Source organism: Streptomyces sp. NPDC058637 (assembly GCF_042717325.1).
Lineage (GTDB): Bacteria > Actinomycetota > Actinomycetes > Streptomycetales > Streptomycetaceae > Streptomyces.
This window is the reverse complement of the sequence record NZ_JBHXRD010000016.1, coordinates 158,539-175,410: the sequence shown is the minus strand read 5'-3', so window position 1 is coordinate 175,410 and position 16,872 is coordinate 158,539. Positions and strand designations below refer to the sequence as shown.

The window sequence follows — 16,872 nt, the reverse complement described above, 5'->3', positions numbered from 1 at the left end:
CCCTCAGCTGAGCCGGAACACCGGGCCGCGTGGCGTGAACGGCAGCGAGGCGCCCTGCGGAATCAGGAAGGCGTGCTCGCGGCGGATCCGCAGCGTGTCGCACCAGCCGTCGGTGATGACGAGCACGGGAGCCGCCGCCGGGAAGTCGTCGGCCCGCCGCAGCAGGTCGATGCCCGGTTGGAGTTCGGTCCCGCCCCGGCCGCGCACCCGCACCCGGCCCGCGATCTCGGCAGGCGGCAGGTACCCCGCGTCGTACGCCGCCGCGTCGCAGAACACCACCCGTGCCGCCGGTACGTCGCGTGCCTCGGCGTACGAGGCGATGGCGCCGAGGGCCTTGCCGAGCAGGGCGCCGCTCATCGAGCCTGAGGTGTCGAGCACGACACCGAAGGTGCAGCGGGCCGTCTCCTCGGGCGGGAAGTACCGGCCCGCGCGCGGGATGTCCGGGGTCGACGCCTGCCGCCGGGCGGGGCGGGCGTAGGAGCGTACGGGCTCCGGCCGGGGGACGTACTCGTCGAACCAGCGGGCGAGGCGCGCGTCCCACGGCACGGGCGGGTGGGCCAGTGCCCGGATCTCCTCGACCAGCCCTGCGGGCAGCAGTCCGCGCTCGCCGTAGCGGTGCAGGTCGAATCCCTGGACGAGGCCCCGCCGGTAGAATTCGTCCAGGTCGGCGTACGGGCGGGCGCCGGCGTGCGGCAGCGGCTCGCCGAGGATGTCACCGGCGCCTCTGCCCCGCAGGGTCGCGAGCCGTCGCCGGCGGCGCAGGTCGCCCACGATCCGGTCGTACACCTCCTCCGCGGACAGGCCGCGCAGCTCCGGGTCGTACAGCAGGCCCTCGGGCATGTCGCCGACGCGCATCTGCACGAGCCAGTCGTTGACGACGTAGTCGGCCGCGACGTTGAAGAGGAACGGGTCGCGGCCACCTCGGCGTTCGCCGTGGCGCAGGGCGGCGTGCAGCATCTCGTGGGCGAGCACGAACCGCCATTCCCCGTCGGTGAGTGCGCGCAGCGGGTTGACGTAGATCTCACCGGCTGCCGAGCTCACCGCGGCGATCTCGATGCCCTGCGCGCGGGCGAGTTCGGCGTCGGCCACGACGGAGAGTCCCGCGGCGAGGCCGCCGAGCAGCGGGTACGAGGACACGAACCAGTTCAGCGCGCGGTCCCAGGGCTGCTGCGGGGTACGCTCCCCGGTCTCCCGGTCGAGGCGGCCGCCCGCCGCGTCCATGGTGGTGGAGACGCTGCGGGTCAGCGCGCGGGCGAAGGCGGTCTCCCAGTCGGGGACGGTGGTGTTCCACGCGTTCCAGGTCGTGAGCACCTGGTCGGGGTGCCCGCCCGCGGTGCCGCACCGCTCGTAGGCGGCGGGGATGCCGTCGCGTCGCCAGCGGGCTGCGAGCTGTTCCTCGTCACCGGCCGGGTAGGACGCGGGCAGGTGGTCGGGGGGACGGCCCATCGGGAAGGTGAGGAGGAAGCGGTTGACGACGGTGCAGCGGGCGGCGAGGTCGTACCTGTCGGGCTGTACGCGCGGATCGTCCTCGGAGGCGGGCACATGGCCGAAGCCCAGATGCAGCGCGCAGTGGGCGAGGACCCAGGCCCATTCGGCCGGCTCCGCACGCTTCGTGGGGTGTACGTGGACGGCGCCGCCCGAGGTGACGGCCGCCAGTCCCCCGGCCGGGGTCAGGGCGCACTTCGGCTGCCGGCAGACGGAGAACGCGACCGCGCCGAAGGCCGGGTTCCGGTTGAGGAGCACGAGCCCCGCCGCGAAGGCCTCGGCGGCCGGGTCGGGTTTGTCACCCTTGTTCTTCCCGCCCTTCCCGCCCTTTCCGGCCGTCGCGTTCATCGCCGGGCCTCGACCAGCCGGGGCATGTCGCGTGCCGCCTCGACGAGGAACCAGGCGGGCAGCACGGGCCGGCCGTCCGCGTCGTCCGCGATGACGGTCTGCGCGACCTCGACCGAGATCTCCGCGAGCCGCACGAGCAGCGACTTGGCCCGGTAGGAGGTCTGCCGCATCGACTCGGAGACGTGTTCCTTCTGCCGTGGGAGTTCCTTCACGAGTCGTCCGCGGAACGCCTCGGCCAGGTAGTAGAGGAGGTCACGGTCCTCGATCCGGGCCGGCCAGGAGGCGTCGCCCTTGAGGATCGCCTCGATGCCGAAGGAGTGGCGCACGATCTTCGCGTATCCGCAGAAGGAGACGGCGTGCGCGGGTGTCAGCGTGCCGTGCACGATCACCTTCAGCGTCTCCTCGCCGATGCCCGGGCCGAAGGAGTGCAGGGCGTCGGACAGCATGTGCCAGGAGCGGGGCGTGGAGAAGGGCTCCTCGGTCTTGGGCGGCTGCGACCACAGGTGGTCGGGGCGGTCGGTGACGTAGTCGGTCACCCAGGGATGGATGCCGTTCTCCCCCGCCCACACCAGCCAGTCCGCGGCCGAGGCCCGCAGATGGACATGGGTGAGCCGGTTGACCAGGGCGGAAGCGATGGGCCTGGCCAGCGCGTTGTCCGTGGCGCGGTTGCCGGCCCCGATGACGATCGAGCCGGCGGGCAGCTCGTACGATCCGATCCGCCGGTCCAGGATCAGCGAGTAGAAGGCCTTCTGGACGTCGGGGGACGCGGCGTTCAGTTCGTCGAGGAAGAGGCAGTACGGCTCGTCGCGCGCGATGCTCTCGGGCGGGCAGAACACGGAACGCCCGTCCCGGATCTGCGGCACGCCGATGAGGTCCTCCGGTGCGAGCTGCGTACCGAGGAGACTGACGCACTCCAGTCCCAGCGACTCGGCGAAGCCGCGTACGAGCGACGACTTGCCGATGCCGGGCGCACCCCAGAGGAACACGGGCCGCACGGTGGCGAGTCCGAGCAGCAGGTCGGGGATCTGGGCGGGAGTGACGGTGACGGCAGCCTGCACGCGGGGGCGTTCCTTCGGACGTGGGAGATCGGGCCCGCCCAGTATGGGAGGCCCCTCGGACCGCCGCAGCCGAATATCGGGGCCGTCCGCCTCCGGCGGCCGCCGGAGTGCGCGCCGCCCCATGGGCGCCCGCGGACCGGGCGGCGGTGCGCGTACGTCACCCTCGCGGAACCCCCTGATCATGCTGCCGGGGCTTCAATTAAGGTGACCCTGATATCAGATGTTCAGCCATGGGCCTGGGCAGAAGCCGGACCCCGTCCGACCCGATCCGGGCGTTCGGCCCCGGACCGGGCCCTTCGCGCCCCGTCCCCGGAGTTCGCATGTCGCACGGCCCCTCGCCCGTCCTCACCGCGGCTCCCCTCAGCCGCGAGGGTCACGTCGGACTCGGATCGGGCGCGGAACTCCGTGAACTGCTCGGCACTCCGCATCCGATCGTGATCGAGAAGGTCAGGCAGCGGCTCGACGCCGAGGACCTGGCGGTGCTGGCCGAATCCCCGTTCTGCGTCCTGTCCACCTCGGACTCGGCCGGGAACTGCGACGCGTCGCCGCGCGGCGACGTCCCCGGATTCGTCCATGTCGTGGACGGGGCGACGGTCGCCCTGCCCGAGCGCCAGGGGAACCGCAGGGGTGACAGCCTGCGGAACATCCTGGAGAACCCGCACGTCGGCCTCCTCCATCTCGTCCCCGGGGGCAAGGAGGTCCTCCGGCTCAACGGCCGGGCACGCGTCCTGACGGACGCGCCGTTCTTCGGTCTGATGGCGGTGCGGGGCCGGCGCCCGGACCTCGCGATCCTGATCGAGATAGACGAGGTCTTCAAGCACTGCCCGCAGTCACTCCAGCGCTCCGCGATCTGGCGGCCGGAGACGTGGTCCACGGCTCCGGGGCCCGCGTAGAGCCGGCTGCTCGGACGTCGTTTCCTTTGGCGCGTCCGCCCGGTGAGCCGTTCAGGGCGGACCCGGATCAACGGTGGGTCCCGGACGGCTGCCGTGTCCGCGCGCCCGTCCGGGGCTCCGGATCCACCTGGTCGTGTCCGTGCGTACGGAAGGACGGGTCAGCCGACGTGGCCCGTCTCCACCGGGAAGTCCGGCGGCCAGGGCCTGGACCCGTCGAACAGCGACTCCCGGTCGGTCATCAGCGCGTACTCCGCCTCGCGCCAGTCCGGGATGCTCCCGACGACGAAGCTGTCTCCGTCAGGGTCCAGCATCCAGGTGTACTCGGCGGCGGACGGCTCCAGCCCGTGCCGCTCCTTCAGCACGGAGAACTCGCCGGGAGCGGCGCGCCGGATGTGGACCCCGTTGCGGTAACAGGGCTGGAGGAGCATCAGCTCCACGTGCCCGATGTGGATCTCGATGTGCGTCGTGGTTCGGTCGATCAACGTCGCCTCGCTCTGCAGGTAGAGCTGCCGGTGGGACGGATCGAATCCGACGACCCGGAACAGCCTCCCCGTACGGATGAAATCGGTCATGGTCGAAGCCCTCTCCGCCACTCGGTCACGGACACGTGCGCCGCTTCAGTCTGAACTGTTGTGCGGAAGCTCTCGGCGTCGTCTCGACGCCGTGGGAAGCGACGTCTTCGGGGCCGACCGCGCGGGGCCTGCCCTGTGGGCCCGGCCGGGTAGGGCGGGACGCGCTCCGCGCGGGGCGTCGGCGGTGCGGAGTCGGAGTCGGGGGCCGTCGCGTGCGACGGCCCCCGTGCCGGGCATCAGGAGCAGGTGCGGGTCGCGGCGTGGCCGCCGCGCGCCCTGCTCCGGATCCGGGTGATTCGTACGGTGGCCGGTCCCGGACGGATGCCGGGGCCGCTCCCGCTAGCCGGCGTACGTCTCGAACTCGGCGATCTTCGGGGTGCCGGTCGAGCCGGTGATCTCGAAGGTGATCTTGCTCAGCGAGGTCCGGGGTACGGCGATGACGCCCGCACCGCTGCCGGAGGTCAGGACGGCGCCGGTGTCGCCGTTGACGACCCGCCAGGACCCGATGCTGCCCGCGGAGCCCGCTGCCTCACGGATGTTGACGCTGGACACGGCGGTGGCCGAGGACCACTTGACCGAGACGGAACCGGTCGAACCGGCCGGGGACCAGTAGGTGTTCAGGTTGCCGTCCCGCACATTGCCGAAGCTCGTCCCACTGGCCTTGCTTGAGCCGTCGGCGCCGGCGCCGATGCTGAGGTTGGTCCCGGCGGGCTGGGTCGGGTCAGGGGTGGGGGTGGTCGGGTCCGGGGTGGGCGTGGTGGGGTCCGGGGTCGGCGTGGTGGGCGTGGGGGTCGGCGTCTGCGGCGAGCAGCTGCCGTTCGACACCTTCAGACCCTTGTTGGCACCCGCCGTCTCGGCGACGACGGCCGGCACACAACTGGCGGCGTCGAGGCTGAAGGCGTACGGGATGTTGACCGTGGTGTTGGACTGCGGGTTGGGCCCGGCGGGGTTGTTCTCGCTGCTGCGGCTGGACCAGGTCACGTTGTCGAACGTGTTGCCGCTGACCTGCCAGTAGCCGGCCGCGTCGGTGTAGAAGGTGCCCAGGACGTCCTTGGAGTCCTTGAAGTAGTTGTTGTCCACCTTGGCGCGGGCGCCCGCCCGGGAGTTGATCCCGGACTCGTTGAGCTTCACGTAGTAGTTGTTGTAGATGTGCGCGATGCCGCCGCGCAGCAGGGGTGCGCGGGAGTCGATGTTCTCGTACAGGTTGTGGTGGTACGTGATGAAGCCGTTCGAGAGCTCGGTCTCGCTGGACCCGACGAGGCCGCCGCGCCCTGAGTTGCGCAGGGTGCTGTAGGACAGCGTCACGTACTGGGTGTTGTCCTTCATGTCGAAGAGGCCGTCGAAGCCTTCCGACTCCCCGCCCGACGCTTCGAGGGTGGTGTGGTCGACCCAGACGTTGCGGACGTCGCTCTCCATGCCGATCGCGTCACCGCCGTTGGACGTGGGCGAGCCGGACTTCTTGACGTTCCGGACGGTCACGTTCTGGATGATGATGTTGCTGGACTGGCGGATGTGGATGCCCAGTTGGTCGAACACGGCTCCGCTGCCGACACCGACGATCGTCACGTTGCTGATCTGCTTGAGCTCGATCACGCCCGCGGCGGTGTTGCAGCTGGCGCCCGACACCTTGGTGGTGTTCCCGTGGTTGATCGTCCCCTCGACCTCGATGGTGATCGGGGTGCTGCTGCTGGCCCGGCCGCACAGGGCCGCGTGGATCGCGGTCCCCGTGGTGGCCCGCACCGTCTGCCCGCCCGCACCGCCGGTGGTCCCACCGTTCTGGGTGGCGTAGCCGGTGGCGCTACCGGTCACCGCCGCCGAGGCCGAGGGCATCGACACGACCGCACCGGTCGCGACCGCCAGGGCCGTCGTGGCCAGGGCCGCGTAGAGTCGCAGCGCGACTGGTCTCTTCATGCTCATTTCTCCCTATTAGTTGAGAATTACGAGAACAGATAGATGGCATGCGCATGTCATTCCAGGACGGCGGACCTTCGCGGCTTCCGGACGCGACGGCCGTGGTCGCGCTCCCACCCCGTCGGCCGGACCGCCGGATCACGACGCCTCGGCCAACACGGACGACCCGCCGGAGCCGGTAGCGGCCCATGCGGAAGCCACGGTGGACGCCATGGAGGCCACACCCACCGGAGCGAAGCAGCAGAACGGGGAAAGCGCTTTCTGTCCGCGACAATAGAGCTGCCGCTGTCGGCCTGACAAGGCTCTTGCCGTATGCGGAATGCGCGCTTCAGTCGGCGGGCGCGGGCGTCGTCCCCGTCGACCGCGGAGGGTGAGGTGTCGAGCGGGCGGTGGCGTGTCCCCCTCGGGACCGCACGGCTCCGGGCAGCGAAGTCCGCGACGGAGACGTCGAGTTCACCGCGTGTACGGACGAAATCGGGCCGTTCATCACTTCCCTGGCGCGCGAACGCCTCTTGAAGGGCCCCGTACTGCCCACGCTTCCCGCGCCCTTCGCCGTCTCGCGCAGCGCCTCCGCGATTCCGTCCTGGGCGGTGCCGTGCCGACCGGGGCCGAGCCTGTCGGGGGAGGGCGGCGGCCCGGAGGCAGGCGGTCGAGCAGGCCCGCGACGGGCACGTGTCACTCCGGATCGTTCCGGATGCCCCGCCGAAGATGCCCCACTACCTTTTCGACGCCCGCCGGACCGACCCGTCCGGAACCCGGGGAGCAGCGATGCCGACGACCGTCACCACCACGAGATCGCCGCAGCTCTCGCCGTACCGGAGGACACCATGGCCGGACACCTCGCCCGGATCCTGGTGAAGCTCGGCCCCTGAACCTGGGGCATCTGCGCCGGCAAGCCGTCCTGCCGGCCCCGGCGCCGGTCGCGGGGCGGCCCTTCAGTCAGCGGGAACTGCTCGACGGTGTATGGGAAATGGAGCCGCCGGCCGCGAACGCGGCGTGCCGGTGTACATCCACCGGTTGCGCAAGGCCCTGCGGGTCGGGGGCGGTCCGGACCCGGTCGTCGAATCGACAGGCACGGCGTGTACGGGACCGCCCTCCCCAGGCCGTCAGGTGAACGGCCAGCTCCGCATGGCCAGGTCGGCCACCAGCTGCAGGTCGTCGCGGGTGGCACCGCTGGCGGCCTGGACGGCGATGCCGTTCGCGACGGTCATGAGGTAGCGGGCGAGCAGTCCGGGATCGGTGCCGGGGGGCAGGTCGCCTTCGTCGACGGCTTGCCGGAACCTGTCGCGAAGGTGAGCGGTGTGCTCGTTGCGCCAGGCGACGAGAACGTCGCGGGCATTGCCCCCGGGGTCGCCGGCGGCGAGGGAGCCTTGGACGCCGAGGCACCCGGCGGGGGAATCGGGGTGGGTCGTGGCCCGGACGGAGCCGCCCAGGAACACGGTGGCCACCTGCCGGGCGGTGGCCTCCCGCACGGCCTGGGCCCCGTAGGACGCGGGCCCTTCGGCGTAGCGCTCCAACGCCTTGCGGAACAGGTCGTCCTTGTTCCCGAAGGCCGCGTACATGCTGGTGCGCGTGATTCCCATGGCGCTGGTCAGGTCGGTGAGGCTGGCGCCTTCGTAGCCCTGCTCCCAGAAGACCCGCATGGCGCGCTCAAGGGCCTCATCGGCATCGAAACCCCTCGGCCGGCCGATCGGCGCTTTTCGCGTCATCTCCATGGGATAACCATACCTCTTTCCGTACCGGTCGGTGCAGATGTGCTAGCGTCTATTCAGTACCGATCGGTACCGAACTTCTGGAGGTTGTTGGCATGGGACAGCTCGAAGGCAAGACCGCCGTCATCACCGGCGGCAGCACGGGGATCGGTCTGGCCAGCGCCGTACGTCTGGCGGCCGAGGGTGCACACGTGTTCATCACGGGCAGGCGCAAGACCGAACTGGACAAAGCCGTGGAGACCATCGGCCCGGCGGCGGCCACCGCGGTGACGGGTGACATCTCCGACCTGGCCGACCTGGACCGCCTGTACGACGCCGTCCGCGACCGGGGCCAGGGCCTGGACGTGGTCTTCGCGAACGCGGCCACCGCGTCGTTCGCGACACTGGAGGAGGTCTCCGAGGAGCACTTCGACCAGGCCTTCGGCGTCAATGTCCGGGGGACGCTGTTCACCGTTCAGAAGGCGCTGCCGCTGCTCAACGACGGCGCGTCGGTGATCCTCAACTCCTCGGTGCGCGCCGATGACGGCGTCGCGGCGTTCGGTACCTACGCGGCCTCCAAGGCGGCGGTCCGCTCCTTTGCCAGGACCTGGGCCAACGAGCTCAAGGACCGCAACATCCGGGTCAACGCGATCTCTCCCGGCACCATCGACACTCCTGGACTCGACGCCCTGGTCGACACGTCCGACACACCCGTCACCAAGTCGCAGTTCACCGACATAGTCCCCCTCGGCCGGATCGGGCGCACGGACGAGGTCGCCGACGTGGTGGCTTTCCTCGCCTCCGAGCAGAGCAGCTTCTTCCTCGGAGCCAACCTCTACGTCGACGGTGGCGAGAAGCAGATCTGACCCGGGACGACACCTGTCGCGCGTTCGCCGGCGAGGGCGCCCCGAGCGCGGCCTGGTCCCGTGCCCTGCCGAGGTACGGCAGGTCGGCCGGCCGCTGCGAGGCGGCTCTGCCGACCCCGGTCCTCGACAGGTGGCCATGACCGACCGGGACTTCCCCGACGGTCCTTCGCGCCGACGAGGTTGACGGCGTCGGTGACGGCCGACGCGGTGCTCCGGACCGTACCGAAGCGGCCCCGCGTGCCGCGACTGATGCGCGGCGCGTCGCGCGCGCGTCACCAGCATCGCGAGCGTCCTTCCGGCGGCACGACATCGCCCGTAACACCCACGGCGCGCTTCCCCCATAGCACTCGAACTCGCAGGCCAGACGCCCTTTGTCCGTCTCCGTGCCGACGCCCGGGTCCCGTCGGCGATCTGCCCTGGTGTGCGCATCGAGCGGATCGAGGGACATCGCCTCCTGTGGCACCTGTGCCGGGAAGCCGGCCCGCGGATCAAGGCGGGGGCGTAGACGGGGGCGTCGGACCAGTAGAGGAGGTCGATGTCGGCCTCCTCGCCGCCACGACGTTCTCTCGTCGCCGGAGGAAGGCGTTCAACGGACGCCTCACCCTCGGCGGGCCACCCAATGAGCCATTTCCGACCGCACTCCCGGTGACGATTGGGGCGGTGATGGATTCGATACGCTTTCGGCAGAGCCGGCGGAAGATCGGCACGGGTGAACGGCGCCCGACCCTGCCTGGAGGCGGATCCGCTGGGACGATCCAAGGTGACCGACCGCTCCACCACGCACAGCCCATACCCACCAACACCCCAAGGAAAGAACCGGTTTGAGAAGAAGTTATCTTCTCGGGCATGGATCATCAGGGAGAGTTTCGTCGGGCGGCGCTTGGGTTGGGCATCCCGGACGACGAGATCAGCAGATTCAGCCAGCACCTTCGTTTATCGATCGGGTTGTCCGTGGGTGGTGGCTCTCCGGTCGGGCAGTTCGGCGGGTCGCCCCGGCTGCCGGTGGGTATGAAGTGGCCGCTCGCCGGGGACATTCCGTTGCCGTTGCTCCTTTCGGTCGATTGCGGGGCGCTGCCGGGAGTCGACGGCTTCGACCTGCCGGCGGACGGGACGCTGCTCTTCTTCGTGAACCAGGAGATGGACCATGAGGACAGTTCCGGGAGGTACGCGCGAGTCGTGTATGTACCGGCCGGCACCGAAACCGCGGTCGCGGAAGCCCCTAGCTCCAATTGTGTCCGCGAGGAGCTCGACGTCAGCGCCGAGCTCGGGGCCGAACTGCCCCTCTGGCTCCAGGAGGGCGACGAGGACGAGGACTGGCACGAGTTCTGGGAGGATCTCGATTGGGAGGACATGTCGCCCTTCCAGCAGCAGTTGGTCCGGTATATGGAGCGTGACCTGCCGCACTTGGACGAACTTCGGGCTCTGGCCCACGACCTCTGGCCGTCAGGCGCCGGCCTTGTCATCGGCGGGTATGTCGATGATGCGGTGATCAACAGCATTGCGGAGCAGACCCTCGCGGGACGCGAGAAGGCAGGCGAGATCCCAGCCATTCCGATCGCGAAATGGCCCTCCCGCCTGGAGAAGGAAAAGCACCGGATGGCGAGCGAATGGATATCGCTCGCCAGTGAAGCCCGGGCCTACGAGGAGTACTCCACGAGTTTCGTGATCCGCCACGACGACTTGGCCTCGGCCCGGGTGGACAAGGCACTAGCCGTGACCAATTTCGAGGCCCCGTAACCCAGGTTCGACGCACCTCTCCTACTGGGAGGGGACTGGCGAAGGCTGTCCGGGCGTCCACACCGATGTCCACGACCGGGTCGGCGGGTTGGTTCTTGTTGTCGCGGACGGGAACGGTGGGGCAGGCGTCGCTCCGGGCTGCCTCGACACACCGAGTCGATTCCGACCGGACCGGTAGTTGACGACGCGCTACCCGGGGCCGTGCACGATCTGACCGCGGCACGGACCCACGGCATTCCCGCCGCTCTCTGCGCCGGCGGCATCAAGTGCTGGGCGGGCAGGGCGCATCAGGGTAGGTCCTGGTGTCCGCGTCCCGTTCCGGGGCAAGGGGCTGCGCGGATGGCGTCGGCGCTGCAACCGCGATCACGCCAAGATGCGCAGCCTCGGCGAGTGCGCCATGACCACCCTCAGATGCTGGCGGCTCCTACGGAAGCCCCACTGCAGCATCAACCGGATCACCTGGGAAGTGCCTCCGACGGCAGCAGGAGCAGGGACCTCGACACTCCTTGTCATCGCTGTTCAGAGGCGCCATTCGCTTACCTGACCACCCGCCGGGCAGCCCGCTTCACGAAACGTGAGGTTAGCCCCGATCGTTCATGAGTCCTCGTCGGTTCGCTGACGGGGACTCTGTGCTTGTGAGGTGCGGAATTTCATGGGCTGGGGCAGGTTGGCGGCCCGGCTGTCGCGTCGGGTGGGCGCCGGGTTCCACGGTTCCGGGATGTCGCCGGTTCGTCGGGGCGGTCGGAGTTGCTGGTCAGCCGGGGTTCTGTAGGGCTGCGAGCCGTTGGATCGCGCGGGGTGATCACATCTGTCCAGGGCCATCGGGCGGTGAAGCGGAGCCAGCGGCGGCGGCCGGTGGTGGCCAGCTGGGCGGCGGCAGAGAACAGCCGTACTCGAAGCCACCGGGCCGTTCGGTGCCATCGGAGTCTAGGCCGGTGTCTGCCTTCTTCGGGATCTTCGGCACGGCCTGGTGGATGGCTTCGGTGATGGTCATTCCGACGGAGTACGACAGCCACCGGCCCGGTTTGGAGGACCAGTTGAGGAAGGCGTGGGTGCCACCGGCGGAGTCGGTGCGGATCAGTGTCCGACGGCCCCGTCGTGGGTGTTCGGGGAGTTGGGCCAGTGCGAGTCGCGCTGTTTCGATGTGATCGCTCGCGGTGTTGGAGCCTGCGTTGCCGCAGGATCTTGCCCGGATCATGCACCGCCCGCGGCTTGCGCCACGGCGCCAACGCCGTCGATATCGCGGTGTCCTGACCCAACTTGCGGACCGTCTCGACCAACAGCACCGCACCGGCCTGCAAGACCGTCCCGCTGCCACTGCCCTTGACACGGACGCGCGGGTACAGCCCGATACGCCTACTCACCTGGAGAGCGCTTCTATCCTGCGGCTGACTGGACCCTGGACAAGTCCCATCGTTGCAGTTCAGGAGCACTCTCCGCCTATTTGATCAAGCGTCGGACAACCCACCTCGTGAAAGCCCGAGGCTAGGCGGTTTCGTTTGGATCAAGGTAGGGGTGCGTGAGGCGGGCGGTTCCGGCTGGCACTCTGGAGCGATGCGACCTGGAACTGATGTCACCGAGAAGGGCCTGAGGCATCTGCTCAACGAGTGGGATCCGATCGGCATCGCCGACGAGGTGCGGGACGAGTACGACTGCATGCTCGTTCCTCTACTCCAGCGGCTCCGCAGTGGTGCCGACCAGGCGGAGATCGGTGAGTTCCTGCGGCACGAGTTGGTGGATCACTTCGGTCTCACCCCTCTGCTGTCAGAGCCGGAAGCGATGGCGGCCCGAGTGATGTCCTGGTGGTCAGCTACCGGCGAGACCGATGGCAACGCCTGCGCATAGGGTCGCTTCCTCCGGATCGTCTGCTCGTTGGTCCCGGTGCGCCGTTGACTGACGCGTGAGGAATCCCCAGGTTCGGCTTCCGGTGTCGAAGCGGACCCTCGACCTCGTCGGTGATCTGATACGCCGCGAGCGCAACCGGCTGGGCACACGCTGGCGCAAGGCCCCCGCCGGCACCCAGGCCGTCATCGTGCTCGCAGTCCTCCGCCATGACCATCGGCTCGCGGACATGGCCGGCGGCAACCAGGTCTCCGCATCCACCGTCCGCCGCTGGGTCCAGGAAGTGATCACGTTGCTCGCCGCGCGGGCCCCGCGCCTGGACCGCGCCCTGAAGAAGATCACCAAAGGGGGCGGCGCGGCCGTCCTCCTGGACGGCACCCTGATCCGCACCCACCGCCGCACCGGCAGGGAGAACCGCAGGGACTACAGCGGGAAACACCAGGCCCACGGCCTGCTGTTCCTCGCGCTGACCGACGTCAAGGGCAACCTGATCTGGATCTCCTCGGCCCGGCCGGTCCAGCGAGATCACAGGCGCCCGCCACGACAAGATCACCGCCCACTCCGCGAGGCCGACCTCGGCTTCGTCGGCTTGGACGACCGGCCCGACGACGACCCGGTGATCATCACCGGCCGCAAAGCCACCCGGAACCACCGGCTCACCGCTGCGGAAAAGGAAGCGAACCGTCTGCTCAACCGCGAACGCGCCGCCGTCGAACACGGCTTCGCCAACCTCAAGACCTGGCGCATCCTCACCAAGGTCCGCATGAGCACCCGCCACGCGACCACCCTCCTGCGGGCCGTCCTCGTCCTCGCGAACACCGAAGTCCACAGGTGACCGACGATCCCCCAGCAACAATCACGCTCACGACCGGCACGAGTGCGTCATCGCAGACCCACACCAGCCCCGTGACCTGCGAAATCAGGATGAAACGATCTCGGTGAGTCCCATCTGAGCATGTGCACGGCGGCCTTGGTCGCCTTGTACGCGGGTGTCAGGCGCAGCGTGCACGGACGAGGCATAGACATGTCAAGGGAGAGCAAGCATCATGATTTCTGATCAAGATTCTCATGCCTGCCCGATACCTCCTATTAGGAGCATGATGTCTTTTCGCACGTCCCGCAACAAGCCTCGCGCCCTTGCTGCCCTGGGCGCCCTGGCAGCCGTACTCGCCTGCGGTGTCGCCGTCTCCCCCTCCGCGAGCGCGGCCGCTGTATACCCGACCTGCAACACCACCAAGGCTGTCTCCATCACCTCGGGTCACTCCGTCACGGTTCCCGCCTATGGCAGCTCCAAGACCCTGACCTGCAAGCTGGTACTCAACCAGACCACGGAGAACCCGGCCGTGAAGGCGCTGCAGCGAAGCCTGACAAAATGCGAGGGCTACGCCTACCTTGGCGTCCCGGATGGTTACTACGGCCCGCAGACGTTCCTCGCCGTTGAGGCCCTCCAGGGGAAGTACGGGCTCTTCCAGGACGGCATCTACGGCCCGGACACCCGTGACAGCATGAGGCACTACAGTTCCACGCTGGGCTGCGCCCGCCTCTGACAACGCGATTCAGCGCCTCACGGCACTGGCCGTCCCTCGCCGCTTCGGCCGGGCCTCCGGCCGGAGCAGCGATGCCGCTTGTCGGCGCCGCACCACGGCCGCGCGACTTCCTTGCCGGGCAGCGGCGCGACCCCGCTGTCGTAGTCCGAGGCAAGTCGGCCGCGCCTCCATACCGGCCAGCCCCTTTCGCAACAGCTCGGCACGTTCCTTCAGCTCAAGCCGCTGCTGCACCGTCCACGTCGGCGCATCCGTCATGCCGCGGAACCTAAGCTGCCAGCCGCCGGGACCTCCCCCAGAACGTCCGACCTCGCCCGTGACAGACGATCACGTGCTAACGATCTCACCGTCGACCTGCCCTGCCTTAGCCCATCAACTACCGCCCACACCATGCCCACGACGTGCGATTTCAGGATGGAAACTGCTCAGTGGGCGCGGATCGAGCCGTTGCTTCCGGACCGGGTGCCGAAGCGGGGTGGCCGGTGGCGGGACCACCGAGAGGTGATCGACGCCATCGTCTGGAAGTTTCGGACCGGGGCACAGCGGGTGCAGCTGCCGGAGAAGTACGGCAACTGGCGGGGTGTCCCTACAACCGGCTGCGTATGTGGTCCGCCGATGGCATCTGGGAGCGGGTGTTCACTGCGCTTCTGGCGCAGGCGGACGCCGACGAGGAACTGAAGTGGGTTGTCTCGGTGGACTCCACGATCGTGCGAGCCCACAAGCCTGCGGCTGGAACCCGCGAAAAAGGGGCTCCGGCCGGTGAGCCGGACGACCACCCCATCGGCCGGTCCCCGCGGCGGGCTGACCACGAAGATCCATCTCGTGGCCGACGGCAGCTGCCGGCCACCGGCCTTCCACCTCACTGCTGGACAGGCCGGTGACGCGCCCGCCCTCACCGGCGTGATGGCCCGCCGGCGTATCCCCCGAGGGCGTGGAAGGCCCCGGGCTCGGCCAGAGGCCGTCCTGGCCGAGAAGGCGTATCCCTCGCGGGCCATCCGTGAACACCTCCGGCGGCGCGGCATCCGGACGGTTATCCCCGTTCCGGCCGATCAACGCGGCCACCGCCTGCGGCGGGGCAGCCGAGGTGGCAGGCCACCTGCCTTCGACCGTGAGGCATACAAGCAGCGCAACACCGTCGAACGCTGCATCAACCGCTTGAAACAGTGGCGCGGAATCGCCACCCGATACGAGAAGACAACGGCAATTTACTGGCCGGACTGCACGTCGCGGGCATCTTTCTCTGGTCTGCCAGATGATCCAAACGAAACGGCCTAGCCCTCGTCTCTGACAGCCCGGGTACTGGGGGTTGCTGACGGCTTGCCCTATGGCGGGTGTCCGGGGTGGCTCCGGCCGGGCGGGGACACGAACGCCCCGCCAGCCGTCTGAAGGCTGGGGTGTAGGGGCGGGGGGGGGCCAGGGGTCCGGTCGCTGTCCTGGAGCCTAAAGGTGAGCAGCGGGCCGTCGAGGGTTTCCGTGTCAAGTACGGTTCCGATGTGATGCGCCGTCGCTTCCAGTACCGGTGCCAGGCCGGGGTATTCCTCGCCCGATGCGTCGAGCCGCTCTTGAACCGCGTTCCACCAGGGCGCGGTGGGTGCGGTCTGGTGCTGAGGGCGCCCGGCTCGAACCGCTCGGCGCACTGTCCGTCCCGCCAGTACGCGAAGCCGTTCATAACTGCGGTAACGGCGGAGCAGTAGCTGACGACTCCCGGGGCGGGGGTCGGGGAGGTCGATGACTGCCCAGTTGTAGAAGCGGTGGCCCTTGGCCCCCGGCCCCTGCCCCTGCGGAGAGCTTCTGCCAGGCCCGCTTGGGCACCTCTTGGCCAAGATGTCCGTACGGAACTTCTTCGCACCGGTGGTGACTTCGTGCGAGCAGGCCACCGCGAGGACGTAGCCGGTGCCGCGTTCCTCCCATGCGGCCCGCAGCTTCGGGTTGCCGCCGTAGACCTCGTCGCCGGCAACCCAGGCGGCCTGGTGACCGGCATCCAGGAACCGGGCGACCATACGAGTGACCAGCTCCGGCTTGGTGGCGAAGTGGTTTCCCCTCGGACGCGTCCCGCCAACGGGTGGGTTCTATGCTGTGACCTGCGGCCACCGTCTCTTCGTCAGTCCACACAACGCACGATGACCAACGGTTGTCGCACCCGTCTCCACAACGCGTCAGGGTCGCGCAGTTCCGCCTGCCGTCCTGAGTCAGGAGGACATGTGCAACGTGGCGAAGTCTGGTGGGTGGAGTTCGACGAGCGGCGGCTGGTCGTACTGCTGGCGGCAGACGACGCGGCCAGGATCCGGGCGATGCAGGTCGTCACTCCTGCGGGCGTCGACATCAGCGGTCTGGGCGTCGAAGTGCAGGTAGGTGCCATGGAAGGACTGCCCTTCGAAGGCGTGCTGCGGTTCGCGCTCCCGCGCCCGGGCTCCACCCCCTGCACGTGGCTGACCACCGTGTCCCAGGACGACCTGATCGAGCGGGCGGGCGTCCTGTCCTCCGCGAAGCTCAGCGAGATTGAGGACGCACTCCGTCTCGGTGAACTCGGGTAGGCGGATAGGCCATATCCACCATCGAGATCACGATCCACGGCTGGAGTACTAACGGCTCTAGTTGACCACCGAAAAGTTGGACATTTCCATCAGCGGCCGGACCGGCCCATCCGCACGCAGCATCGGCCAATTCGAACAACGCATCAGCACCCCTGGCCGGACAGGAGTGGGACCACGCTGCGACCGGTACACCGAAGGCCGCGGCGAGCTTGGCCCCCGCACGGAGAGTGCCGCGGGCTCCAGGGATGATGTCGCGAGGCGCGCGATGCATTCAAGTGCATATAGTTTTTTATTAGGCTATTCGTTGTCCATGAGTGATCTCGATTACGCCGACAGGTCCGACTTCGAGGACGCCGACCGAGGCTTCGTCGCCGCCCTCTGTCCGCGGTCA

12 protein-coding genes and 3 pseudogenes are annotated in these 16,872 nt (G+C 68.9%); 8 read left to right on the top strand and 7 right to left on the bottom strand.

Annotated features, from left to right (window positions below):
- Positions 1-3: 3 nt before the first annotated feature.
- Positions 4-1,833: a hypothetical protein gene (locus tag ACFWVP_RS18545; protein ID WP_384497858.1), complete on the bottom strand. Its 1,830-nt coding sequence runs from the start codon at positions 1,831-1,833 to the stop codon at positions 4-6.
- On the bottom strand, positions 1,830-2,891 hold the full coding sequence (locus tag ACFWVP_RS18540; RefSeq protein WP_384497856.1) for an ATP-binding protein: 1,062 nt from the start codon (positions 2,889-2,891) through the stop codon (positions 1,830-1,832). The genes ACFWVP_RS18545 and ACFWVP_RS18540 overlap by 4 nt, the downstream gene beginning before the upstream one ends.
- Positions 2,892-3,211: 320 nt before the next feature.
- Between ACFWVP_RS18540 and ACFWVP_RS18535 the strand changes: the two genes are divergently transcribed.
- Positions 3,212-3,784 carry an MSMEG_1061 family FMN-dependent PPOX-type flavoprotein gene (locus ACFWVP_RS18535; RefSeq protein WP_384497854.1) on the top strand — a complete coding sequence of 191 codons (573 nt, stop codon included), beginning with the start codon at positions 3,212-3,214 and terminating at the stop codon, positions 3,782-3,784.
- A gap of 158 nt (positions 3,785-3,942) precedes the next feature.
- Here the strand turns inward: ACFWVP_RS18535 and ACFWVP_RS18530 are convergent, their stop codons facing one another.
- From ACFWVP_RS18530 to ACFWVP_RS18520, 3 genes are all read right to left on the bottom strand, one after another.
- A complete protein-coding gene (locus tag ACFWVP_RS18530; RefSeq protein ID WP_384497853.1) occupies positions 3,943-4,356 on the bottom strand; it encodes a hypothetical protein in 414 nt (137 codons plus the stop codon).
- A gap of 339 nt (positions 4,357-4,695) precedes the next feature.
- Positions 4,696-6,267 carry a polysaccharide lyase family 1 protein gene (locus ACFWVP_RS18525; protein ID WP_384497851.1) on the bottom strand — a complete coding sequence of 524 codons (1,572 nt, stop codon included), beginning with the start codon at positions 6,265-6,267 and terminating at the stop codon, positions 4,696-4,698.
- Between the two features lie 1,106 nt (positions 6,268-7,373).
- A complete protein-coding gene (locus tag ACFWVP_RS18520) occupies positions 7,374-7,982 on the bottom strand; it encodes a TetR/AcrR family transcriptional regulator (protein ID WP_384497849.1) in 609 nt (202 codons plus the stop codon).
- 92 nt (positions 7,983-8,074) lie between these two features.
- Between ACFWVP_RS18520 and ACFWVP_RS18515 the strand changes: the two genes are divergently transcribed.
- Both ACFWVP_RS18515 and ACFWVP_RS18510 read left to right on the top strand, forming a co-directional pair.
- On the top strand, positions 8,075-8,824 hold the full coding sequence (locus ACFWVP_RS18515) for an SDR family NAD(P)-dependent oxidoreductase (RefSeq protein ID WP_384497848.1): 750 nt from the start codon (positions 8,075-8,077) through the stop codon (positions 8,822-8,824).
- Between the two features lie 846 nt (positions 8,825-9,670).
- On the top strand, positions 9,671-10,561 hold the full coding sequence (locus ACFWVP_RS18510; protein WP_384497847.1) for a DUF1963 domain-containing protein: 891 nt from the start codon (positions 9,671-9,673) through the stop codon (positions 10,559-10,561).
- A gap of 895 nt (positions 10,562-11,456) precedes the next feature.
- Here ACFWVP_RS18510 and ACFWVP_RS18505 read toward each other — a convergent pair.
- A pseudogene (locus tag ACFWVP_RS18505) lies at positions 11,457-11,925 on the bottom strand (hypothetical protein); the annotation flags it as partial.
- 190 nt (positions 11,926-12,115) lie between these two features.
- Here ACFWVP_RS18505 and ACFWVP_RS18500 point away from each other — a divergent pair.
- The 4 genes and pseudogenes from ACFWVP_RS18500 (at position 12,116) to ACFWVP_RS18485 (ending at position 15,203) form a co-directional block, all read left to right on the top strand.
- Positions 12,116-12,406, top strand: a complete 291-nt coding sequence (locus ACFWVP_RS18500) for a hypothetical protein (protein WP_384497845.1) — start codon at positions 12,116-12,118, stop codon at positions 12,404-12,406.
- A gap of 82 nt (positions 12,407-12,488) precedes the next feature.
- Positions 12,489-13,238, top strand: a complete 750-nt coding sequence (locus ACFWVP_RS18495; RefSeq protein ID WP_384497843.1) for a transposase family protein — start codon at positions 12,489-12,491, stop codon at positions 13,236-13,238.
- A gap of 262 nt (positions 13,239-13,500) precedes the next feature.
- Positions 13,501-13,950 (top strand): peptidoglycan-binding protein, encoded by a 450-nt coding sequence (locus tag ACFWVP_RS18490; protein ID WP_384497841.1) that lies wholly within the window; start codon positions 13,501-13,503, stop codon positions 13,948-13,950.
- A 411-nt stretch (positions 13,951-14,361) separates the two neighbouring features.
- Positions 14,362-15,203: pseudogene (locus ACFWVP_RS18485) on the top strand (IS5 family transposase).
- Between the two features lie 414 nt (positions 15,204-15,617).
- Here the strand turns inward: ACFWVP_RS18485 and ACFWVP_RS18480 are convergent.
- Positions 15,618-15,977: pseudogene (locus tag ACFWVP_RS18480) on the bottom strand (IS701 family transposase); the annotation flags it as partial.
- A 171-nt stretch (positions 15,978-16,148) separates the two neighbouring features.
- Here ACFWVP_RS18480 and ACFWVP_RS18475 point away from each other — a divergent pair.
- Positions 16,149-16,481, top strand: a complete 333-nt coding sequence (locus ACFWVP_RS18475) for a type II toxin-antitoxin system PemK/MazF family toxin (protein ID WP_384497840.1) — start codon at positions 16,149-16,151, stop codon at positions 16,479-16,481.
- The last annotated feature ends 391 nt before the right edge of the window (positions 16,482-16,872 follow it).

Coding starts and splice junctions, on each gene's coding strand:
- ACFWVP_RS18545 (WP_384497858.1), bottom strand. CDS start 1,833: ATGAACGCGACGGCCGGAAAGGGCGGGAAGGGCGGGAAGAACAAGGGT.
- ACFWVP_RS18535 (WP_384497854.1), top strand. CDS start 3,212: ATGTCGCACGGCCCCTCGCCCGTCCTCACCGCGGCTCCCCTCAGCCGC.
- ACFWVP_RS18530 (WP_384497853.1), bottom strand. CDS start 4,356: ATGACCGATTTCATCCGTACGGGGAGGCTGTTCCGGGTCGTCGGATTC.
- ACFWVP_RS18525 (WP_384497851.1), bottom strand. CDS start 6,267: ATGAAGAGACCAGTCGCGCTGCGACTCTACGCGGCCCTGGCCACGACG.
- ACFWVP_RS18520 (WP_384497849.1), bottom strand. CDS start 7,982: ATGGAGATGACGCGAAAAGCGCCGATCGGCCGGCCGAGGGGTTTCGAT.
- ACFWVP_RS18515 (WP_384497848.1), top strand. CDS start 8,075: ATGGGACAGCTCGAAGGCAAGACCGCCGTCATCACCGGCGGCAGCACG.
- ACFWVP_RS18510 (WP_384497847.1), top strand. CDS start 9,671: ATGGATCATCAGGGAGAGTTTCGTCGGGCGGCGCTTGGGTTGGGCATC.
- ACFWVP_RS18500 (WP_384497845.1), top strand. CDS start 12,116: ATGCGACCTGGAACTGATGTCACCGAGAAGGGCCTGAGGCATCTGCTC.
- ACFWVP_RS18490 (WP_384497841.1), top strand. CDS start 13,501: ATGATGTCTTTTCGCACGTCCCGCAACAAGCCTCGCGCCCTTGCTGCC.